Source organism: Pseudomonas sp. BN415 (assembly GCF_029871195.1).
Classification (GTDB): Bacteria; Pseudomonadota; Gammaproteobacteria; order Pseudomonadales; family Pseudomonadaceae; genus Metapseudomonas; species Metapseudomonas resinovorans.
In genome coordinates, this window is sequence record NZ_SSOK01000016.1 from 41113 (window position 1) to 56574 (window position 15462).

Sequence of the window (15462 nt, forward strand, 5' to 3'; positions counted from 1 at the left end):
GGTCACTCTGCCGATTCCGTGAGCATCTGGCTGCACTCCCTGGGGTCGCCGGTTTCCATGCCCACTTGCAGCCAACGCATGCGCGTCTCGGCGTCGACCAGCGCCAGAGGGTCGAGCATGCTCGGCTTGCCCGGCATGGCCGTGCGCTCCTTGCTCAGGTCGGTCACGGCCTTCACGGCCTCTGGCAGGTCCTGGGGTTTCATCCAGGCGTACTTGTGCTGGGCATACTTGATCCAGCTACCGACCAGGCAATCAGCCACCAGTTCCTGGGATTCTTGCAGGCGCTCGCTGCGTTTCGCCTGGTTGATGTCGAGGTGGTACTCCTTGAACCAGCCAACTGCGCCCACGAGGTTGAGGACGTGGTGGGCGGCTGCATGGGCCACGGCATAGCTGCGGGCGAGGTCGCCCACCTGGGGGGCGCGTTTCTGCAGTTCGTCCAGGTAAGCCAGGTCGATGTACAGGCGCATGCCTTTCGGGCAGTAGAACGACCCACTGAAGGAACCAGTCAGCTCGCAGGGTGCTTCGATCCTGTCTTCGAAAAGCGCCACCTTGGGTTTCTTGTAGGCGTAGTCGCCACGGGCGAGGAATTCGCCCCAGATATCTTCGATGCTGTCCAACATCAGTGTCACCAACTCGCGCGAGTCAGCAGGGGCCTGCACTGGAGCCGGCACCGGCGCTGCGGCGACCGGGGCCGTCGGCGCCTCGATGGTGGTTTCCGGGAAGGTCGGTGGAGGCGGCGCCAGCCGGTCGATCAGGCGCGCCGGGCCGAAGGCGAGATAGAGCGACACGCACAGCAGTGCCACGACAATCAACAGCCAGGCCAGGATGCGCAGCAGGCGAAGCAGCAGTCCTTTGCGGGGCATCGGGGCGGCGGTTTTTTCGGGCATGGCAATTGGCTCCATAAGGGTGTCGAAACTCAGTGTTGTCGCTTCCAGGCGACCTCGCCATTTGTTTCTCGCCTGAGACACCTGTCACATGATGGCAATCTGGTGCTGTTTGAATGCGCGGCACCCAACAGTAGCCCGGAGTATCGATCATGGCAGCCGAAAGCAGTCTGGCTCGCCTGCTCAAGACCGTGGAGCCGCTGGCCCCGGACATGAGCATCAGTGATGTGGCCGATCGCCTGTTGACCCATGAGCACAAGGCTTTCCTCTCGCTGCCGGTGGTGGACGGGCAGGGACAGCCGCTGGGTCTGGTCAGCCGCTACACGCTGCAGGACATCTTCATGCAGCGTTTCGGCCGCGATCTCTGGGGGCGCCGCCCGGTGGTCGATGTGATGAATCCGGCACCGCTGACCGTCGCCCTGGCCTCCGGCCTGGAGCTGGCGGCCAAGCAGGTCACCGCACAATTGCAGTACCCGATTACCGAAGATTTCATCCTGGTGGACGAGCAAGGACGCTACGTGGGACTCGGCACGGTGCTGGACCTGCTGAAAGCCATGGAATTGCGCATCGCCCAGCGCAACCGGGTGTTGCGCCAGGCACTGGTGGACCTCAAGGAATCCCAGGCGCAGCTGGTGCAATCGGAAAAGATGGCGTCCCTCGGCCAGATGGTCGCGGGGGTCGCCCACGAACTGAACACGCCACTGGGCTATGTGAAGAACAACGTGCAGCTGATGGAAGAGCTGACCACGCCGCTCTTCGCCCTCGCCGAGAGCCAGGCTGCGCTGGCGGCCTGCCTGGATGATCCGTCCTGTGACGAACAGCGTCTGGCCGATGCGTTGGAGTGCGCGGCCGCTAGTCGCGAAGCGGCAGCTCCCGATCTGCTGGCCGGAGACCTGCGCCAACTGTTCGGTGACACGCTCTACGGCCTTGGCCAGATTGCCGAGCTGGTTGCCGGGCTCAAGGACTTCGCCCGCCTGGACCGCGCCATGAGCGAGGAAGTGGACCTCAACGACTGCATTCGCAGCGCCTTGCTGATTGCCCGCAACCACATCAAGGACAAGGCCGAGGTGTACCAGCTCCTCGGTGAGCTGCCGCGCATCACTTGCGCGCCATCGCAGATCAACCAGGTGCTGTTGAACCTATTCACCAACGCCGCCCAGGCGATGGACGGAGCCGGGCGTATCCAGGTGAAGAGCTGGGCTGACGACGACAACGTCTGCATCTCGGTGCAGGACAGCGGTCGCGGCATGCCGCCCGAAGTCAGGCAGCGCATCTTCGACCCCTTCTTCACCACCAAGCCGGTGGGCGAGGGCACGGGGCTGGGACTGTCCATCAGCTACAAAATCATTCGTGACCATGGCGGCAGCATCCGCGTGGCCTCGGAACCGGGGCGCGGAACGCGCTTTCTCATCAGCCTGCCGCGCAGTCAGGCGGTCGAACTGAAACGGAGTGCCTGAGCCCATGACTTCACCCGTCCGCATCCTCTTTGTCGATGACGAGGAGCGCATCCTGCGCAGCCTGGCGCTGCAGTTTCGTCGCCAGTACGAGGTGATCACCGAAAGCGACCCGCTGCGGGCGCTGGAACGACTGAAGGAAGAGTCGGTACAGATCATCGTCAGTGATCAGCGCATGCCGCGTATGAACGGCGCCGAGCTGCTGGCCCGCTCGCGGGAGATCGCCCCGGAGTGCCTGCGCATCCTGCTCACCGGCTATTCCGATCTGGATGCTGCGGTGGAGGCGTTGAACAGCGGCGGCATCTTCCGCTACCTGACCAAGCCCTGGGACCCGCAGGAAATGGCCTTCACCCTGCGCCAGGCGGCGGAAATCGCCGAACGCCAGGCCGCCGCGCCGGTCACTTCCGCCACCAGTGACCTGACGGCGCCGCTGAACCTGCTGCTGCTGGATGACGACCCGGAAACCCTGCACTGCATCGAGGCTTTCTGCGAGGCCGGCGGCCACCGCCTGCTGCGTGCCCATAGCCTGAGCGAAGCGTTGGTCATCCTGAATCTGGAGCCGGTGGACCTGCTCGTCAGCGATCTCAAGCTGGGTAGCGAGGACATGGCGCCGCTACTGAAATCCTTGGCCCAGGCTCACCCGCGCCTGCTCAGCCTGGTGGTGACGCCCTTCCGTGACACCCAGGCGTTGCTGAAGCTGATCAACGAAGCGCAGATCTTCCGCTACCTGCCCAAGCCGATCCGCCGTGGCCTGTTCGAGAAGGGGCTGAAGGCCGCCGCCGAGCAGGCTTTCCTCTGGCGCGCACAGCCTCTGAAACTGGTGCCGCGTGTGGCTGACGTGCCCAAGGAAGCCGGCGAGAGCCAGCGGGTTGGAAGCCTCCTCGGAATGCTGGCGCGATTGCGCGAGCGGGTGATCGCCTGAGATGAAAGGGGCCGCGTTGCGGCCCTTATCGTCACGCGACGCAGGTTTGGCGGGGCAAGTTGCAGCCCGGATTTCATCTGGGTTACACCTCTTCTCCCTGCACTTTGCCGCGAGCCTCACGCGGCAATCTCAGGTCGGCACAAAGGCCGCCGCCTTCACGGTTGTACAGGACGATGCTGCCGCCCAGGCGCTGGGCGATCATCTGCACGATGGCCAGGCCGAGGCCGGCACCCTGGGGATTGTCCTGGCTGTAGAAGCGTTCGAACAGGCGCTCCAGCTTGGCCTCGTCGATGCCCGGCCCCTGGTCCTCCACACGCAGCAGGAGGTAGTCGCGACCCTCCGGTAGCAGGCTGACTTTCACTTCGCCGCCGTCCGGGGAGAAATTAGCGGCATTGGTCACCAGGTTCTGCAGGGCGATGCCGATGGCGGCGGCGTCGCTGGTGATTTTGAAGTTGCCCGCGGCCACCTCCAGGGCCAGCTCGAGGCCCTTGTCCAGCAAGAGGGGCGTCAGTTCGGCCAGGTGTTCGCGGACCAGGTGCCCGAGGTCCAGGGGCTGCCAATTCTGTCGCGCCAGTTCCGGCTCCACCCGGGCCATGGTGAGCAACTGGTGCACCACCCGGGTCAGGCGGTCGACGCCCACGGTGAGAAAGCGCAAGGCTTCGGCGCGTTGCTCGTCGCTGCTGGCTTCCAGCGCGTTCTGCGCATGCAGGCGCAGCACCGCCAGCGGGGTGCGCATCTCGTGGGCGGCATCGCCGATGAAGCGCCGCTCGCGTTGGAGCATCTGTTCGATCTGTGCCAGCAGGCGGTTGATCGCGGCCTGCATGGGCTCCAGCTCTTTGGGCAGGGGCACGATCTGCAGTGGCGCCAGGGACTCGGCGTGGCGACTGCGGATCACCCGCGCCATGTTCTGCAATGGCTGCAGGCCCCAGCCGATGGCGAGCCAGACCAGGGTCGCGAGGATCAGGATGCCGATCAGGTTTGGCCAGAGCGTATGGCGGACGATGCGCTGTACCAGGTCCTTGCGTACATCGTCGCGCTCGCCTACCCAGATCAGCAGGCCCTGTTCGTCGTCCGGCAACACGAAGCCGCGCCACTGATAGCTGTCCAGCTTGATGTCGTGGAAACCGGTCCGTTGCGGTGCGTGGTCGAAGGGGGGGGCACTGGGCGATCGCACCAGGCTGCGGCCGTCCTTGCCCCACACCTGGAAGGCCAGTTTGCTTTCGTAGGGGTGGCCAACCTTGTGCGGGCCGGCACTGCTAAGGGCGTCATTGAAGGCGCGGTACAGCTCGTCCCGCCCAGTGTTGGCCAGCGGCATGCGCATCACGCCCAGCAGCAGACGCGCGTTCTGCGCCAGGTGGGCGTCGTAGATTTCTTCCACTTCGTGGCTGCTGTCGCGGTAGTTGAGGTAGACGATGAGCAAGGTGCCGGGCAGCAGGAGCACCATCACCAGCCAGAGGGTGCGTCGACGCAACGAGGTCATGGGCGCGCATCCACCAGGTAGCCGATTCCCCGCACGGTGCGAATGAGGTCGCTGCAGAGCTTTTTGCGCAGGTGGTGGATATGCACTTCCAGCGTGTTGCTTTCGGCTTCTTCGTCCCAGCCGTAGAGGGCCTGCACCAGGCGTTCACGGGTGAGCACCTTGCCCGGCTGTGAGAGCAGTTCGTGGAGCAACTGGTATTCCTTGGGGGTCAGCGGAACTGGGCTGCCCAGGTAGCTGACCTGCTGGCTGGCCGGATCAAGCACCACGCCAGCGTGTTCGATCAGCACCTGCGGCCGCCCGGCGCTGCGGCGCAGCAGGGCGCGCAGGCGGGCCTTGAGTTCATTGAGGTCGAAGGGTTTGACGAGGTAGTCGTCGGCTCCGGCGTCCAGGCCGATGATGCGGTCGTCGGTGGCGTCGCGGGCAGTGAGCACCAGCACCGGCAGGGTGGAGCCGCTGGCTCGCAACTGTTGCAGCACCTGTACGCCGTCCAGCCTTGGTAACCCGAGGTCGAGGATCGCCAGGTCGAACTCTTCGGTCTGCAGCGCATGCAGCGCGCTGACGCCGTCAGTCAGCCAGTCGATGGTGTAGCCCTCCTGGCGTAGGCCGGCGCGCACGCCGGCCCCCAGGGCATTGTCGTCTTCGACGAGTAGCAGTCGCATGGACGTCCTTAGTGTTTGGCGATTGCCTGCAGTAAAGCATCGATTTCCTGGCGTCGACCCTGGTCGGCGAGCTCGCGCCCGGGACGCGGGGCGGCGGCCTTGGCCTTGAGCAGAACCTCGCGGGCCTGTTCCGGGTGGCCCTGGCGGTACAGGTGGTCGCCCCAGAAATACAGGCTGTCGATGCCCGTCGGATTGATCTCCAGGGCCTTGCGCAGTAATTGGTCGGCCTTGTCTTCGTCACCGAAGCTGACGGGCCAGCCGGGTACCCGGTCGTAGAGTGCGCCAAGGCTGGTGTAGGCCGAGCCCTGCAGCGCCTGCGGGTCGAGCTGGATGGCACGCTCAAGCGCCGCGCGGGCATCCTTGACCTTGCCCAGCGCGCCCAAGCCGCCTTCGGCGCCGGCCCAACTGCTGGTGACGATGCCGTGCCAGATCCAGGCTTCGGCGGCCTGCGGGGTGCTGTGGGTAAAGGCACTGCTCTGGGCTGCGAGCTTCTCGAATTCGGCGGCACGCTGCTTTTCCGGCACCTGGTACTGGATCTGTGCCCAGCGCTGCTGGATGTCGGCCAGGCGCTGGCTGCCGCTGGCGTCCAGGGCCCAGGCCGGGATGCTGAGGGTCAGGAACAGGCCGAAGGCGCAGAAGAGCTTGTTCATCATGGGTGGTCCTTACTGTGGTGGGCGGTGCTGAAGCGGCGGATGATCGGCAGTTGTTTGTGCAGGGCGCGGTCCACTACACCCGGAAGCATGCCGTTGAGTCGAACGAAGAACTTCTCCGGCCAGCCCAGGTAGACCTCGCTGAGGTCCTTTTCGATGGCGGCGATCACCGCCCCGGCTACCTGTTCGGGCTCGTCCACCCCCACTTTGAGTTCGGCGTTGAGGGCCATGGCGGCCTGGCTGTTCATGCGGGTACGGGTGGCGCGCGGTGCGACGTACAGGACATTCACCGGGGTATCCGCCAGCTCCCGGCGCAGGGCCTCGGAGAACCCACGCAGGGCGAACTTGCTGGCGCAGTACACGGCGTAGCCGGGGTAGCCGATGGAGCCGTAGATAGACCCGACGTTGACCACCAGGGCATGGCTCTGCTGGCGCAACAGCGGTAGCAGGGCACGGGTCAACTGCAGGGTTGCGGTGACATTGAGGGCAAGCATGCCCTCGATCTGGCTGTCGTCCACCTGTTCCAGCATGGCGAAGCTGTTCACCCCGGCGGCGTTCACCAGGACATTGATGCCGCCCATGCTGCGTGCCTCGTCGAGGACTCGTTGGCGGCCCTGGGGCTCGCGCAGGTCGGCGCCGGTCCAGGTGAGCTGCTGCGCAAAGCGCTTGCGCAGTGCCGCCAGGGACTCCTGGTGGCGGCTCACCGCCAGTACCTGGGCGCCTCGTGCGCAGAGTTGTTCGGCCAGGGCCAGGCCGATGCCGCCGCTGGCGCCGGTGAGGAGCACGCGGCAGTCAGTGAGGCGCATGACGCACCTCATTGGCACGGGGCAGGCCGCGGAACATCTCGGCGTAGAGCAGGTAGACCACCTTGGCGGCATGGATCACGGCCTGTTTGTCTTCTTCGTCTTCCAGGCGGTCCATCAGGCGGCGGTAGGTCGCCATGTGGTCCTGGTCGAGGACGCCGTGGGACGACAGGTAGCTGAAGGCGTCCGACGGTAGGTCGAGGCTCTCGCGGATGGTATCGGCTGCCTGGGTGGCCAGCGCGATGCTGGTGCCTTCCAGTACGTTGACCATGCCGAAGAGTCCCACCGGATTGCCGCGGGCGATCTGGTCGTAGAGGAAGGCCACCATCAGCTCGATGGCAAGCGAGGGGCGGCTGCGGCTGACGGCTTCGGCATCACCGCCGCAGGCCGCGATGTCATTGAGAATCCAGCGCTCGTGGCCGTACTCCTCTTCGATGTACTCGCAGACGGCGCCACGGAGCCATTCCAGGCGCGAGGGCAGGCGGGCGCCACAGGCCATCATCAGCGGCACGGTATGGCGCACATGGTGGTAAGCCTGGCCGAGAAAGGCGCGGTAGCCTTCCAGGCTGACCTGGCCGGCCAGGGCCTCGCGTATCACCGGGACACTGAACAGCGCCTCGCGTTCACGGGCGGTGGCGGCTTGCAGTTGGTCGAAGAAACTCATGGTTTAACCTCATTCTCGAGTTCAAGCAGGGTGCCGCGATAGCGCGCGAGTATGGCCTCGCGGCGCAGTCGGCCATTGGTGGTGAGCAGCCCGTCGGCGGCGCTGAAGGGGGTTTCCAGGCGATGCCAGGTCCTGATCCGTGCGTAGTCGGGCAATTCGGCGTTGGCACCGGCCACGGCATCGGCGAGGGTTTGCGCATCGCATTGCGGGTCCAGAGGCCAGAGCAGGGCGAGGTTGCGGGGCAACCCTTCGCCATGAACGAACGCCTGGGCGATCACACCGCGCTGGGTGAGCTCGGCTTCCACCCACTCCGGGTTCACGTTGCGACCGAAGCTGGTGATGAACTGATGTTTCTTGCGGCCCTTGAGGTGCATATAGCCGTCGACATCCAACTCGCCCAGGTCGCCGGTGGGCCACCAGTCGCCGGTGAACGGCGGCTCTCCCAGGTAGCCGAGCAGGGCGGAGCCGCTGACTTCCACTTCACCGTCGTCCGCCAGGCGCACCCGTACATGGGGAAGGGGCCGACCGACGCTGCCAGGCCGGTTGGCGCCGGGACGGTTCAGGCAGACCACTGACGCGCATTCGGACAGGCCATAGCCTTCGAATACCGGTAGGCCGACCTTGGCCGCACGGGTCAGCAGGTCCTGCGATACCCGCGCGCCTCCGACCGCTACGAAGCGGAACTGCACCGCGCTGAGGAGTCCACGTTCAAGGGCGGTGACCAGGCCCAGCAGCAACTGCGGAACCAGGATCAGGCTCTGTGCGCCGCTGAGGACGACGCTGGCCAGCAGCTTTTGCCAGTCCACGCCGCTGGCTCCCTGGATGCCTATCTGCCGCTGCGGCAGCAGGGTCACGCAGGCGCCAGCCAGCAGCGCGGCGTAGATGCCGAGGTTCTCCAGCAGCACGGCCATCGGCAGTACCGCCAGGTAATGGGCCGGTGCCGTGGGACGGCTGGCCGCCTCCAGTTCATGGGCGACCCGCAACAGGGCGTCCGCTCCCAGGCACACGCCCTTGGGCTGGCCGGTGGTACCTGAGGTGTAGGTGACTTTGGCGGTGCCGGCGGGCAGGGCGGCGTGGCCGCTGCCGGACCTGCGCCAGAAGGTACCGTCGGCCTGAAATACTGCTCCTTCCAGCGCGTTGGTGAAATTAGCGTCGACCACCGCCAGGCCGACCTGGCATTGCTCCAGGCAGTGGGCGCGCTGGGCGGGGCTGAAGAAGGGCGGCAGGATCAGGCAGGGGCGTCCGCTGAGCAGGGCGGCCAGGTCCCAAAGCAATGCCTCGGGGCCGTTGTCCAGGCCGAGGGCGAGCACGCCTTCGGGTTCGGCGCGCAGCAGGGCTTCGCGCTGTTCCACTTCGGCCAGCAATTGAGCATAGGTGTAGCGCCGGGTGTCGCCGCGCAGGGCCAGGGGCTGCGGCAGGTGGTTGGCGTAGCCGTGCAGGATCGCCCGCAAGTCCTCAGGCTGCATGGTGGGCCGCTCCCTCTGCCTCAGGAAAACCCAGGCGCGTGATGATCCCGCTGCGCTGCAACTGTTCGAAGCCGTGGCGGATGTTGCCGGTGAACACTTGTGGCTTCTGCTCGTAGTAGGTGCCCCATTGTTCCTGCTCTTGCCCGTTGAGGCGGCTGGGGTCGGCCTCGCCCAGGCGCAGGGGCTCCAGGCCGAGGCGGCGGAAGCTGTTGATCAGGCTCGGCGCACCGGTGAACACCACCCATTCCAGGCCGCGCAGGTTCAGCAGCCAGGTCACGGCGACGATGATCAGCCGCGCATTGCCGGCATTGATCGAGGCCAGGTTGCCCACTTCCACCACCTGCTCGCGTGTCACCGGGTGGGGCGCCAGGCGGGAGATGAGCGATTCCGCCGGTCCTTCGAGGTACTGCTCGAGGAACAGTGATCCCTGCTCGGCGAGGCGAATACCAGCTACGGCGCTGAGCGCTCCGTGGTAGTTGCGCATGCTCAGCAGCTCCGGCATGAATTGGCGGATGTCCGCACCATGGGCGCTGAGGAATCGGCGATGCACGAAGTCCTCCACTTGGTTGCGTCCGGGATCACCGGCCAACAGCAGGGACAGGGACTGTTGCTGCGACTTGTGACCGAAACGGAATGGGAACAGGGAGTTCCACTCGGCGCTGTTCATCGTTGCCCTCCAGGCGTTTGGCGTATGGAGGGCAGTATCTGAGGGAAGTCTTAAGGGACCCTGAAGGCGCGGCCATGAATTCACACGGCGCGGGTTGCTGGAAAGTTCAGTGAGGCCACCGCTCTCGCAGTACCGAGCTAGCCGGATGAGCCACACGCTGCCATTTTCTGGCCGTTCCCGCCGCGCTCCTTCACTTGGTACATGGCCGTGTCCGCTGCAGCCAGGAGCTCATCCGGGCTGCGGCCGTGATCGGGGTAACGCGCCAGGCCGATGCTGGCGCTGATGGTGCAGGTCCGCCCGTCGATTCGATAAGGACGGGCAATGCGTCGCACCAGGCTCTTTGCCATGGCATCCAGGTCCGAAGACTGGTGGGGCGTCGTCAGCACCACTACGAACTCATCGCCACTCAGGCGGGCAACCAGGTCGCTCCTGCGGACGCCGCCAAGCAGACGACCGGCGACGGCGACCAGCAGTTTGTCGCCATAGGCGTGCCCGAAGGCATCGTTGACCGGCTTGAACTTGTCCAGGTCGATGAACATCAGGGCAAGCGGGACGCCATTCTGATCAGACGCCTGCGTCGCTTGCTGCAGGCGCTCGAAGAGCAGGCGCCGGTTGGGAAGTCGGGTCAGGGGATCGTGTTCGGCTTCGAAGCGTACGCGCGATCGTTCCTGGTCGGTTTGAGTGAAACTGTGCTGAATGGCCAGCAACTGGCTGACCCGGCCCTGGGCGTCAAGCAGCGGTGTGATGACCTGGTTGACCCGGTAGAGGCTGCCGTCCCTGGCACGTTCCAGCAATTCGCCCTGCCAAGGCGTGCCGCTCAGCACGGTGCTCCAGAGCCGGGCATAGAAATCCTGGTCCTGCCCTCCGGATTTGAGCAGCGCGGGAGTCTTGCCCAGCAACTCTGCAAGCGAGTAGCCGCTGAGCATGCAGAAGGCCGGGTTGGCCCATTTGATGTGTCCATTGCAGTCGGTAATCAGGATGGCATTGGCGGCGCCTTCCATAGCCCTCGCCAGTAGCTGCCGGTCGCACTCGTTCAATTGGGTACTCCAGCGCGGCAAGAGGTCGCACACAGCCAAGACTCTATGTGATGGATTTACGGGTTTTCTTGATCGGCATCACGCCTGTGGCACAGCGCCATCCTCTACCTTGATCCAAGTCGCGTTGTTCGCTGGCCGCTAGAGTTTCCATCCAGAGATTCGTATGAATCGACGCAAGAGACGGTGATAGAGATGGGTACCCATATCAGCTTTCTTGGCGGTGCCGGCACGGTGACCGGCAGCAAGTACCTGCTGGAGCACGAAGGGCAGCGGGTGCTGGTGGATTGCGGCCTGTTCCAGGGCTACAAGACGCTACGGCTGCGCAACTGGGAGCGATTTCCGATCCGCCCGCACCGCCTGGATGCCGTGGTGCTGACCCACGCCCACCTGGACCACAGCGGCTACCTGCCTGCGTTGGTGCGGGACGGTTACGCAGGCCCCATCTATGCCACCGAGGCCACGTGCGAACTCGTGGAAATCCTCCTGCGCGATAGCGCGCGCTTGCAGGAGGAGGAGGCCGAGTACGCCAATCGCCGAGGCTACTCCCGCCACCATCCGGCCAAGCCGCTCTATACCGAAGCCGATGCGGAGCAAGCCCTGAAGCAGTTGCGCCCCTTCGCCTGGCACCGTTCCTACGAAATCGCTTCGGGGGTCCGCCTGCAGTTGCGGCCGGCCGGGCACATCCTGGGGGCGGCGATGGTGGAACTGGAGGCGGGTGGTCGTCGCGTCCTTTTTTCCGGCGACCTCGGGCGTCCGGACGATCCGCTGATCGTGGCGCCGGAAGTCGTAGAGGGCACTGATTTCCTGGTGGTGGAGTCCACCTACGGCAATCGCCAGCACCCTTCGGAGGACACTCTGCGGGTGCTCGCCGATGTCATCAACCGAACGGCGCTGCGCAAGGGAATAGTGGTCGTGCCGTCCTTCGCGGTGGGGCGGGCGCAATTGCTGATGTTCTTGCTGTATCGCCTGAAACAGGACGGGATGATTCCGGACCTGCCCATCTACCTCAACAGCCCCATGGCCACCGACGTGACCACGCTCTACCAGCGCTTTCGGACCGAGCACCGCCTGAGTCGTGCAGAGTGCGAGGGCATGTGCCGGGTGGCGCGCTTCGTGCGGACGGTAGATGAAGCCAAACGCCTGGAGCAATTGCGTACGCCGGCGGTGATCATCGCCGGCAGCGGGATGGCGACCGGCGGGCGGGTGCTGCATCACCTCAAGGCGCTGGCACCTAACGCGCGCAACACCATCCTGCTGTCCGGCTTCCAGGCGGGCGGTACCCGTGGCGCAATGATCGCTTCCGGCGCTCGCGAGGTGCGTATCCATGGCGAAGATATTCCCATCCGGGCGGAAGTGGTGATGCTGGAAAACCTCTCTGCCCATGCCGATGCCGGCGAGATCCTCGACTGGCTGCGGCCATTTTCCCGGATTCCGAAACACACCTTCGTGGTCCACGGTGAACCCGATGCCGCCGATTGCCTGCGCCGGCGCATCGGCCATGAGCTGGGCTGGTCGGTATCCGTCGCCGAGTATCGCCAGCGCGTGTCCCTGGATGCACTGGCAGAAGAGGGCGACTGACATCGACCCGCAGTGATTCGGTCACTGGCCGGTCATCTTCGACGGGCATCCTGCATGCAGGAACAGAAAGGGCACAGGACGTGCCAGGGTGCAAACTCAAGCTGCCGGCGATGGCAGCTTTTTTTTGCGCGCGATTTGCCCAGGCTGATGACCGGGGCCGGGTTCGACGTGCGCAACCGCGACCTGCCGGAGATCGTATCCGGGCTTAGAGCTTGTAGCCGATCTGCCTCAGCAGTCCCTTGCGCCAGGCGATGTCGTCGGCACCTTCGACGCCGCTCGGCGAGAAGCCGTCTACCACGCCGAGCACGCCGCGGCCCTGCTCGGTCTCGGCGACGATGACCTGGGTCGGGTTGGCGGTGGCGCAGTAGATCCGGCAGACCTCCGGTACCAGCTTCAGGCTGTTGAGCACATTGACCGGATAAAAGCCGTCGCCGAGGAAGACGATGAAGCTGTGCCCGGCGCCGATGGCGAGGGCATTCGTACGGGCCAGTTCGAGCATGGCCTCGTCGGTGCCGGAGCAGCGCACCAGGCATTTTCCCGAGGCTTCGCAGAAGGCCAGCCCGAAGCGGATTCCGGGCACGGCGCCCACCAGGGTTTCGTGGATGTCTTCGACGGACTTGATGAAGTGGGTCTGGCCGAAGATGAAATTGATCGACTCCGGCTTGTCGATGCTGACACTGATGAGTTGCATGTGTGCGCCTCCAACCCCCATGGAACAAGCATAGTCAGGGGGCTGGAAGCGGCGCCGCCGGCTTGCAGTCAGCCAAGGCGGCAGGTGCCAATTCAGCATAAAAAAACCCGGCGGATGCCGGGTTTCTTGCTGGAAATAGCCGCTTATTCGGTGCTCAGCACGCCACGGCGGATCTGGTCGCGCTCGATGGATTCGAACAGGGCCTTGAAGTTGCCCTCGCCGAAGCCGTCGTCACCCTTGCGCTGGATGAATTCGAAGAACACCGGGCCCATCAGGGTTTCCGAGAAAATCTGCAGCAACAGGCGTTTGCTGCCGTCTTCGGTGGTGCCGTCCAGCAGGATGCCGCGCGACTGCAACTCGCCTTCCGGCTCGCCGTGGTTCGGCAGGCGACCCTGGAGCATTTCGTAGTAGGTGGCCGGTGGCGCGGTCATGAAGCGCATGCCCAGGGATTTGAGTTCGTCCCAGGTCTTGACCAGGTCGTCGGTGAAAAAGGCGACGTGCTGGATGCCTTCACCGTTGAACTGCATCAGGAACTCTTCGATCTGCCCGGCGCCCTTGGAGGATTCCTCGTTCAGTGGGATGCGGATCATGCCATCCGGTGCCGTCATGGCCTTGGAGGTCAGGCCGGTGTACTCGCCCTTGATGTCGAAGTAGCGGATCTCGCGGAAGTTGAACAGCTTCTCGTAGAAGTCCGCCCAGTAGGCCATGCGGCCGCGGTACACGTTGTGGGTCAGGTGGTCGATGATCTTCAGGCCGGCACCCTTCGGGTGGCGGTCGACGCCTTCGATGAATTCGAAGTCGATGTCGTAGATCGAGGAGCCTTCGCCGAAACGGTCGATCAGGTACAGCGGCGCGCCGCCAATGCCCTTGATCGCCGGCAGGCGCAGTTCCATCGGTCCGGTGGGGATCTCGATGGGCTGGGCGCCCAGTTCCAGGGCGCGGGCGTAGGCCTGGTGGGCGTTCTTCACGCGGAACGCCATGCCGCAGACGGACGGGCCGTGCTCGGCAGCGAAAAAGGCGGCCAGGCTCCTGGGCTCGTTGTTCAAGATCAGGTTGATCTCGCCCTGGCGATACAGGTGCACGTCCTTGGAGCGGTGGGTGGCGACCTTGGTGAAGCCCATCATGGCGAAGATGGGTTCCAGGGTGTTCGGGGTGGGCGAGGCGAACTCGATGAATTCAAAGCCCATCAGGCCCATGGGGTTTTCGAAGATGTCAGCCATTTTTTGGCACCTCAAGCATTTGATTGAAAGTTATAGGTCAATGCGAGGTGGCAGCTGGTGGCGCGCAAGAAATGCCGCGTACGCTGCGAGCGAGGTAGTCGCCGATGGTGACTTTGAATCCGAGGCTTTTCATAGAGGGGGCCTCAGGCCGGTTTGTCGGCTTGTTGGTCGGGGTGCGCCTGGATGAACGCCGGATGCTCGAGGGCGAGGCATTCGACCCGGACGATCTTCGGATAGTGTGACAGGTCCAGCTCGAAGCGGCGGGCGGCGTAGACCTGCGGTAGCAGGTAGACGTCGGCCAGGCCTGGTTCGCCGAAGCAGAAACCTTGCTCGCCAATCAGCGCTTCGACCGCGTTGAAGCCCTCTGCGATCCAGTGACGAATCCAGTTCATCACCTCCACTTCCGCCACCGTCAGGCCACGCAGGCGATTGAGCACGGCGACGTTGTGCAGCGGGTGGATATCGCAGCCGATGATGGCCGCTACCGCGCGCTGGTGCGCACGTGCTTCCAGGTCCTGGGGCAGCAGTGCCGGTTGGGGAAAGCGCTCTTCGAGGTATTCGATGATCGCAGGGGACTGGATCAGTACCTGGCCGTTGTCGGTGCGCAGGCTGGGCACGCGGCCCTGGGGATTGATCGACTTGTACTCGGGGGTGAGGTGCTGGCCGCCGTCCTGGATCAGGTTCACCGGAATGTTCCGGGCGTCCAGCCCCTTCAGCGCCAGGGCAATGCGCACCCGGTAGGAGGAGGTGGAGCGGTAGTAGGTGTAGAGGTCCATGGCAATCGCTCGGCGGCAGGCGCTCCGGTGCGAGGTCCGGAAGCCAGCATTGTTATTTTCGTAATCAATTTACACTTTGCGTAATTTGCGGGCTTGGGGTGAGGCTGTCAAGCAGCGAGCGGCGCCAGGAAAGGCTGTGGGGCGAATTTATTCGCTAAGGGCTGCAACGCAGCCCCACATGAGTTCCGCAGGACAGACCTGCGGTCTGCTTGGCGAATGAATTGGCTATGTCTGCGTTAAGTGTTGCTAGCCCGTCCTGAGCCGAGTTGATTGCCGAGTTCTGCGGATACTTCTGGTTTCGTCCCCCCGGACGAGTCCCTTTCTCAAACGCCAGAAAGGAACCAAAGGGCTTGCCCCTGCATCCGGCCCCGGCTTCGCCGGGGTACCCTCCCTCCATCGTTGCTCCGCGGGCACGGCGCGAGGGGCCATCCATGGCCCCACACGCCTATCGCGGCATCCATGCCGCTCGTCCCCCTGCGCAACGATTCCGCTCGGCCTCCTGAAGGGGCGT

At 64.6% G+C, this 15462-nt stretch carries 15 protein-coding genes; 3 read left to right on the forward strand and 12 right to left on the reverse strand.

Annotated features, from left to right (window positions below):
* Nucleotides 1-2 precede the first annotated feature (2 nt).
* The gene (locus E8F20_RS04845; protein ID WP_280282693.1) at nt 3-887 is read right to left on the reverse strand and encodes a neutral zinc metallopeptidase; all 885 of its coding nucleotides are present in this window, start codon (nt 885-887) and stop codon (nt 3-5) included.
* 149 nt (nt 888-1036) lie between these two features.
* Between E8F20_RS04845 and E8F20_RS04850 the strand changes: the two genes are divergently transcribed.
* A complete protein-coding gene (locus E8F20_RS04850) occupies nt 1037-2341 on the forward strand; it encodes an ATP-binding protein (RefSeq protein ID WP_280282694.1) in 1305 nt (434 codons plus the stop codon).
* A gap of 4 nt (nt 2342-2345) precedes the next feature.
* Nucleotides 2346-3260 (forward strand): response regulator, encoded by a 915-nt coding sequence (locus E8F20_RS04855; protein ID WP_280282695.1) that lies wholly within the window; start codon nt 2346-2348, stop codon nt 3258-3260.
* A gap of 82 nt (nt 3261-3342) precedes the next feature.
* Here E8F20_RS04855 and E8F20_RS04860 read toward each other — a convergent pair whose 3' ends face one another.
* The 8 genes from E8F20_RS04860 to E8F20_RS04895 all read right to left on the reverse strand — a co-directional run bounded on the left by E8F20_RS04860 (nt 3343) and on the right by E8F20_RS04895 (nt 10686).
* Entirely contained in the window at nt 3343-4740 is a 1398-nt protein-coding gene (locus E8F20_RS04860; protein ID WP_280282696.1) for an ATP-binding protein, read from the reverse strand.
* Nucleotides 4737-5399, reverse strand: coding sequence for a response regulator transcription factor (locus tag E8F20_RS04865; RefSeq protein ID WP_280282697.1), 663 nt, complete (start codon nt 5397-5399; stop codon nt 4737-4739). The genes E8F20_RS04860 and E8F20_RS04865 overlap by 4 nt, the downstream gene beginning before the upstream one ends.
* 8 nt (nt 5400-5407) lie before the next feature.
* Complete coding sequence (locus tag E8F20_RS04870) at nt 5408-6049, reverse strand: hypothetical protein (RefSeq protein ID WP_280282709.1); 642 nt, start codon at nt 6047-6049, stop codon at nt 5408-5410.
* Complete coding sequence (locus E8F20_RS04875) at nt 6049-6855, reverse strand: SDR family oxidoreductase (protein WP_280282698.1); 807 nt, start codon at nt 6853-6855, stop codon at nt 6049-6051. Before E8F20_RS04875 ends, E8F20_RS04870 begins: the two co-directional genes overlap by 1 nt.
* The gene (locus E8F20_RS04880) at nt 6842-7516 is read right to left on the reverse strand and encodes an iron-containing redox enzyme family protein (protein ID WP_280282699.1); all 675 of its coding nucleotides are present in this window, start codon (nt 7514-7516) and stop codon (nt 6842-6844) included. Before E8F20_RS04880 ends, E8F20_RS04875 begins: the two co-directional genes overlap by 14 nt.
* Entirely contained in the window at nt 7513-8982 is a 1470-nt protein-coding gene (locus E8F20_RS04885; RefSeq protein ID WP_280282700.1) for an AMP-binding protein, read from the reverse strand. The genes E8F20_RS04880 and E8F20_RS04885 overlap by 4 nt, the downstream gene beginning before the upstream one ends.
* Complete coding sequence (locus tag E8F20_RS04890; protein WP_280282701.1) at nt 8972-9649, reverse strand: thermostable hemolysin; 678 nt, start codon at nt 9647-9649, stop codon at nt 8972-8974. The genes E8F20_RS04885 and E8F20_RS04890 overlap by 11 nt, the downstream gene beginning before the upstream one ends.
* Before the next feature lie 137 nt (nt 9650-9786).
* Entirely contained in the window at nt 9787-10686 is a 900-nt protein-coding gene (locus E8F20_RS04895; RefSeq protein WP_280282702.1) for a diguanylate cyclase, read from the reverse strand.
* 192 nt (nt 10687-10878) lie between these two features.
* Between E8F20_RS04895 and E8F20_RS04900 the strand changes: the two genes are divergently transcribed.
* Complete coding sequence (locus tag E8F20_RS04900) at nt 10879-12264, forward strand: MBL fold metallo-hydrolase (RefSeq protein ID WP_280282703.1); 1386 nt, start codon at nt 10879-10881, stop codon at nt 12262-12264.
* A gap of 205 nt (nt 12265-12469) precedes the next feature.
* On the opposite strand, the gene E8F20_RS04905 is transcribed toward E8F20_RS04900, so the two are convergent.
* The 3 genes from E8F20_RS04905 to maiA form a co-directional block, all read right to left on the reverse strand.
* Nucleotides 12470-12955, reverse strand: coding sequence for an adenosine-specific kinase (locus tag E8F20_RS04905; RefSeq protein ID WP_280282704.1), 486 nt, complete (start codon nt 12953-12955; stop codon nt 12470-12472).
* 143 nt (nt 12956-13098) lie between these two features.
* Complete coding sequence (gene hppD / locus E8F20_RS04910; RefSeq protein ID WP_280282705.1) at nt 13099-14175, reverse strand: 4-hydroxyphenylpyruvate dioxygenase; 1077 nt, start codon at nt 14173-14175, stop codon at nt 13099-13101.
* 143 nt (nt 14176-14318) lie between these two features.
* A complete protein-coding gene (gene maiA, locus E8F20_RS04915; RefSeq protein ID WP_280282706.1) occupies nt 14319-14951 on the reverse strand; it encodes a maleylacetoacetate isomerase in 633 nt (210 codons plus the stop codon).
* Nucleotides 14952-15462 lie beyond the last annotated feature (511 nt).

Bases quoted from the DNA above. Each gene is read 5' to 3' on its own strand.
- E8F20_RS04845 (WP_280282693.1), bottom strand. From the start codon at position 887: ATGCCCGAAAAAACCGCCGCCCCGATGCCCCGCAAAGGACTGCTGCTT.
- hppD (WP_280282705.1), bottom strand. From the start codon at position 14,175: ATGGCTGACATCTTCGAAAACCCCATGGGCCTGATGGGCTTTGAATTC.
- E8F20_RS04860 (WP_280282696.1), bottom strand. From the start codon at position 4,740: ATGACCTCGTTGCGTCGACGCACCCTCTGGCTGGTGATGGTGCTCCTG.
- E8F20_RS04855 (WP_280282695.1), top strand. From the start codon at position 2,346: ATGACTTCACCCGTCCGCATCCTCTTTGTCGATGACGAGGAGCGCATC.
- E8F20_RS04890 (WP_280282701.1), bottom strand. From the start codon at position 9,649: ATGAACAGCGCCGAGTGGAACTCCCTGTTCCCATTCCGTTTCGGTCAC.
- E8F20_RS04900 (WP_280282703.1), top strand. From the start codon at position 10,879: ATGGGTACCCATATCAGCTTTCTTGGCGGTGCCGGCACGGTGACCGGC.
- E8F20_RS04875 (WP_280282698.1), bottom strand. From the start codon at position 6,855: ATGCGCCTCACTGACTGCCGCGTGCTCCTCACCGGCGCCAGCGGCGGC.
- E8F20_RS04880 (WP_280282699.1), bottom strand. From the start codon at position 7,516: ATGAGTTTCTTCGACCAACTGCAAGCCGCCACCGCCCGTGAACGCGAG.
- maiA (WP_280282706.1), bottom strand. From the start codon at position 14,951: ATGGACCTCTACACCTACTACCGCTCCACCTCCTCCTACCGGGTGCGC.
- E8F20_RS04905 (WP_280282704.1), bottom strand. From the start codon at position 12,955: ATGCAACTCATCAGTGTCAGCATCGACAAGCCGGAGTCGATCAATTTC.
- E8F20_RS04885 (WP_280282700.1), bottom strand. From the start codon at position 8,982: ATGCAGCCTGAGGACTTGCGGGCGATCCTGCACGGCTACGCCAACCAC.
- E8F20_RS04865 (WP_280282697.1), bottom strand. From the start codon at position 5,399: ATGCGACTGCTACTCGTCGAAGACGACAATGCCCTGGGGGCCGGCGTG.
- E8F20_RS04870 (WP_280282709.1), bottom strand. From the start codon at position 6,049: ATGAACAAGCTCTTCTGCGCCTTCGGCCTGTTCCTGACCCTCAGCATC.
- E8F20_RS04850 (WP_280282694.1), top strand. From the start codon at position 1,037: ATGGCAGCCGAAAGCAGTCTGGCTCGCCTGCTCAAGACCGTGGAGCCG.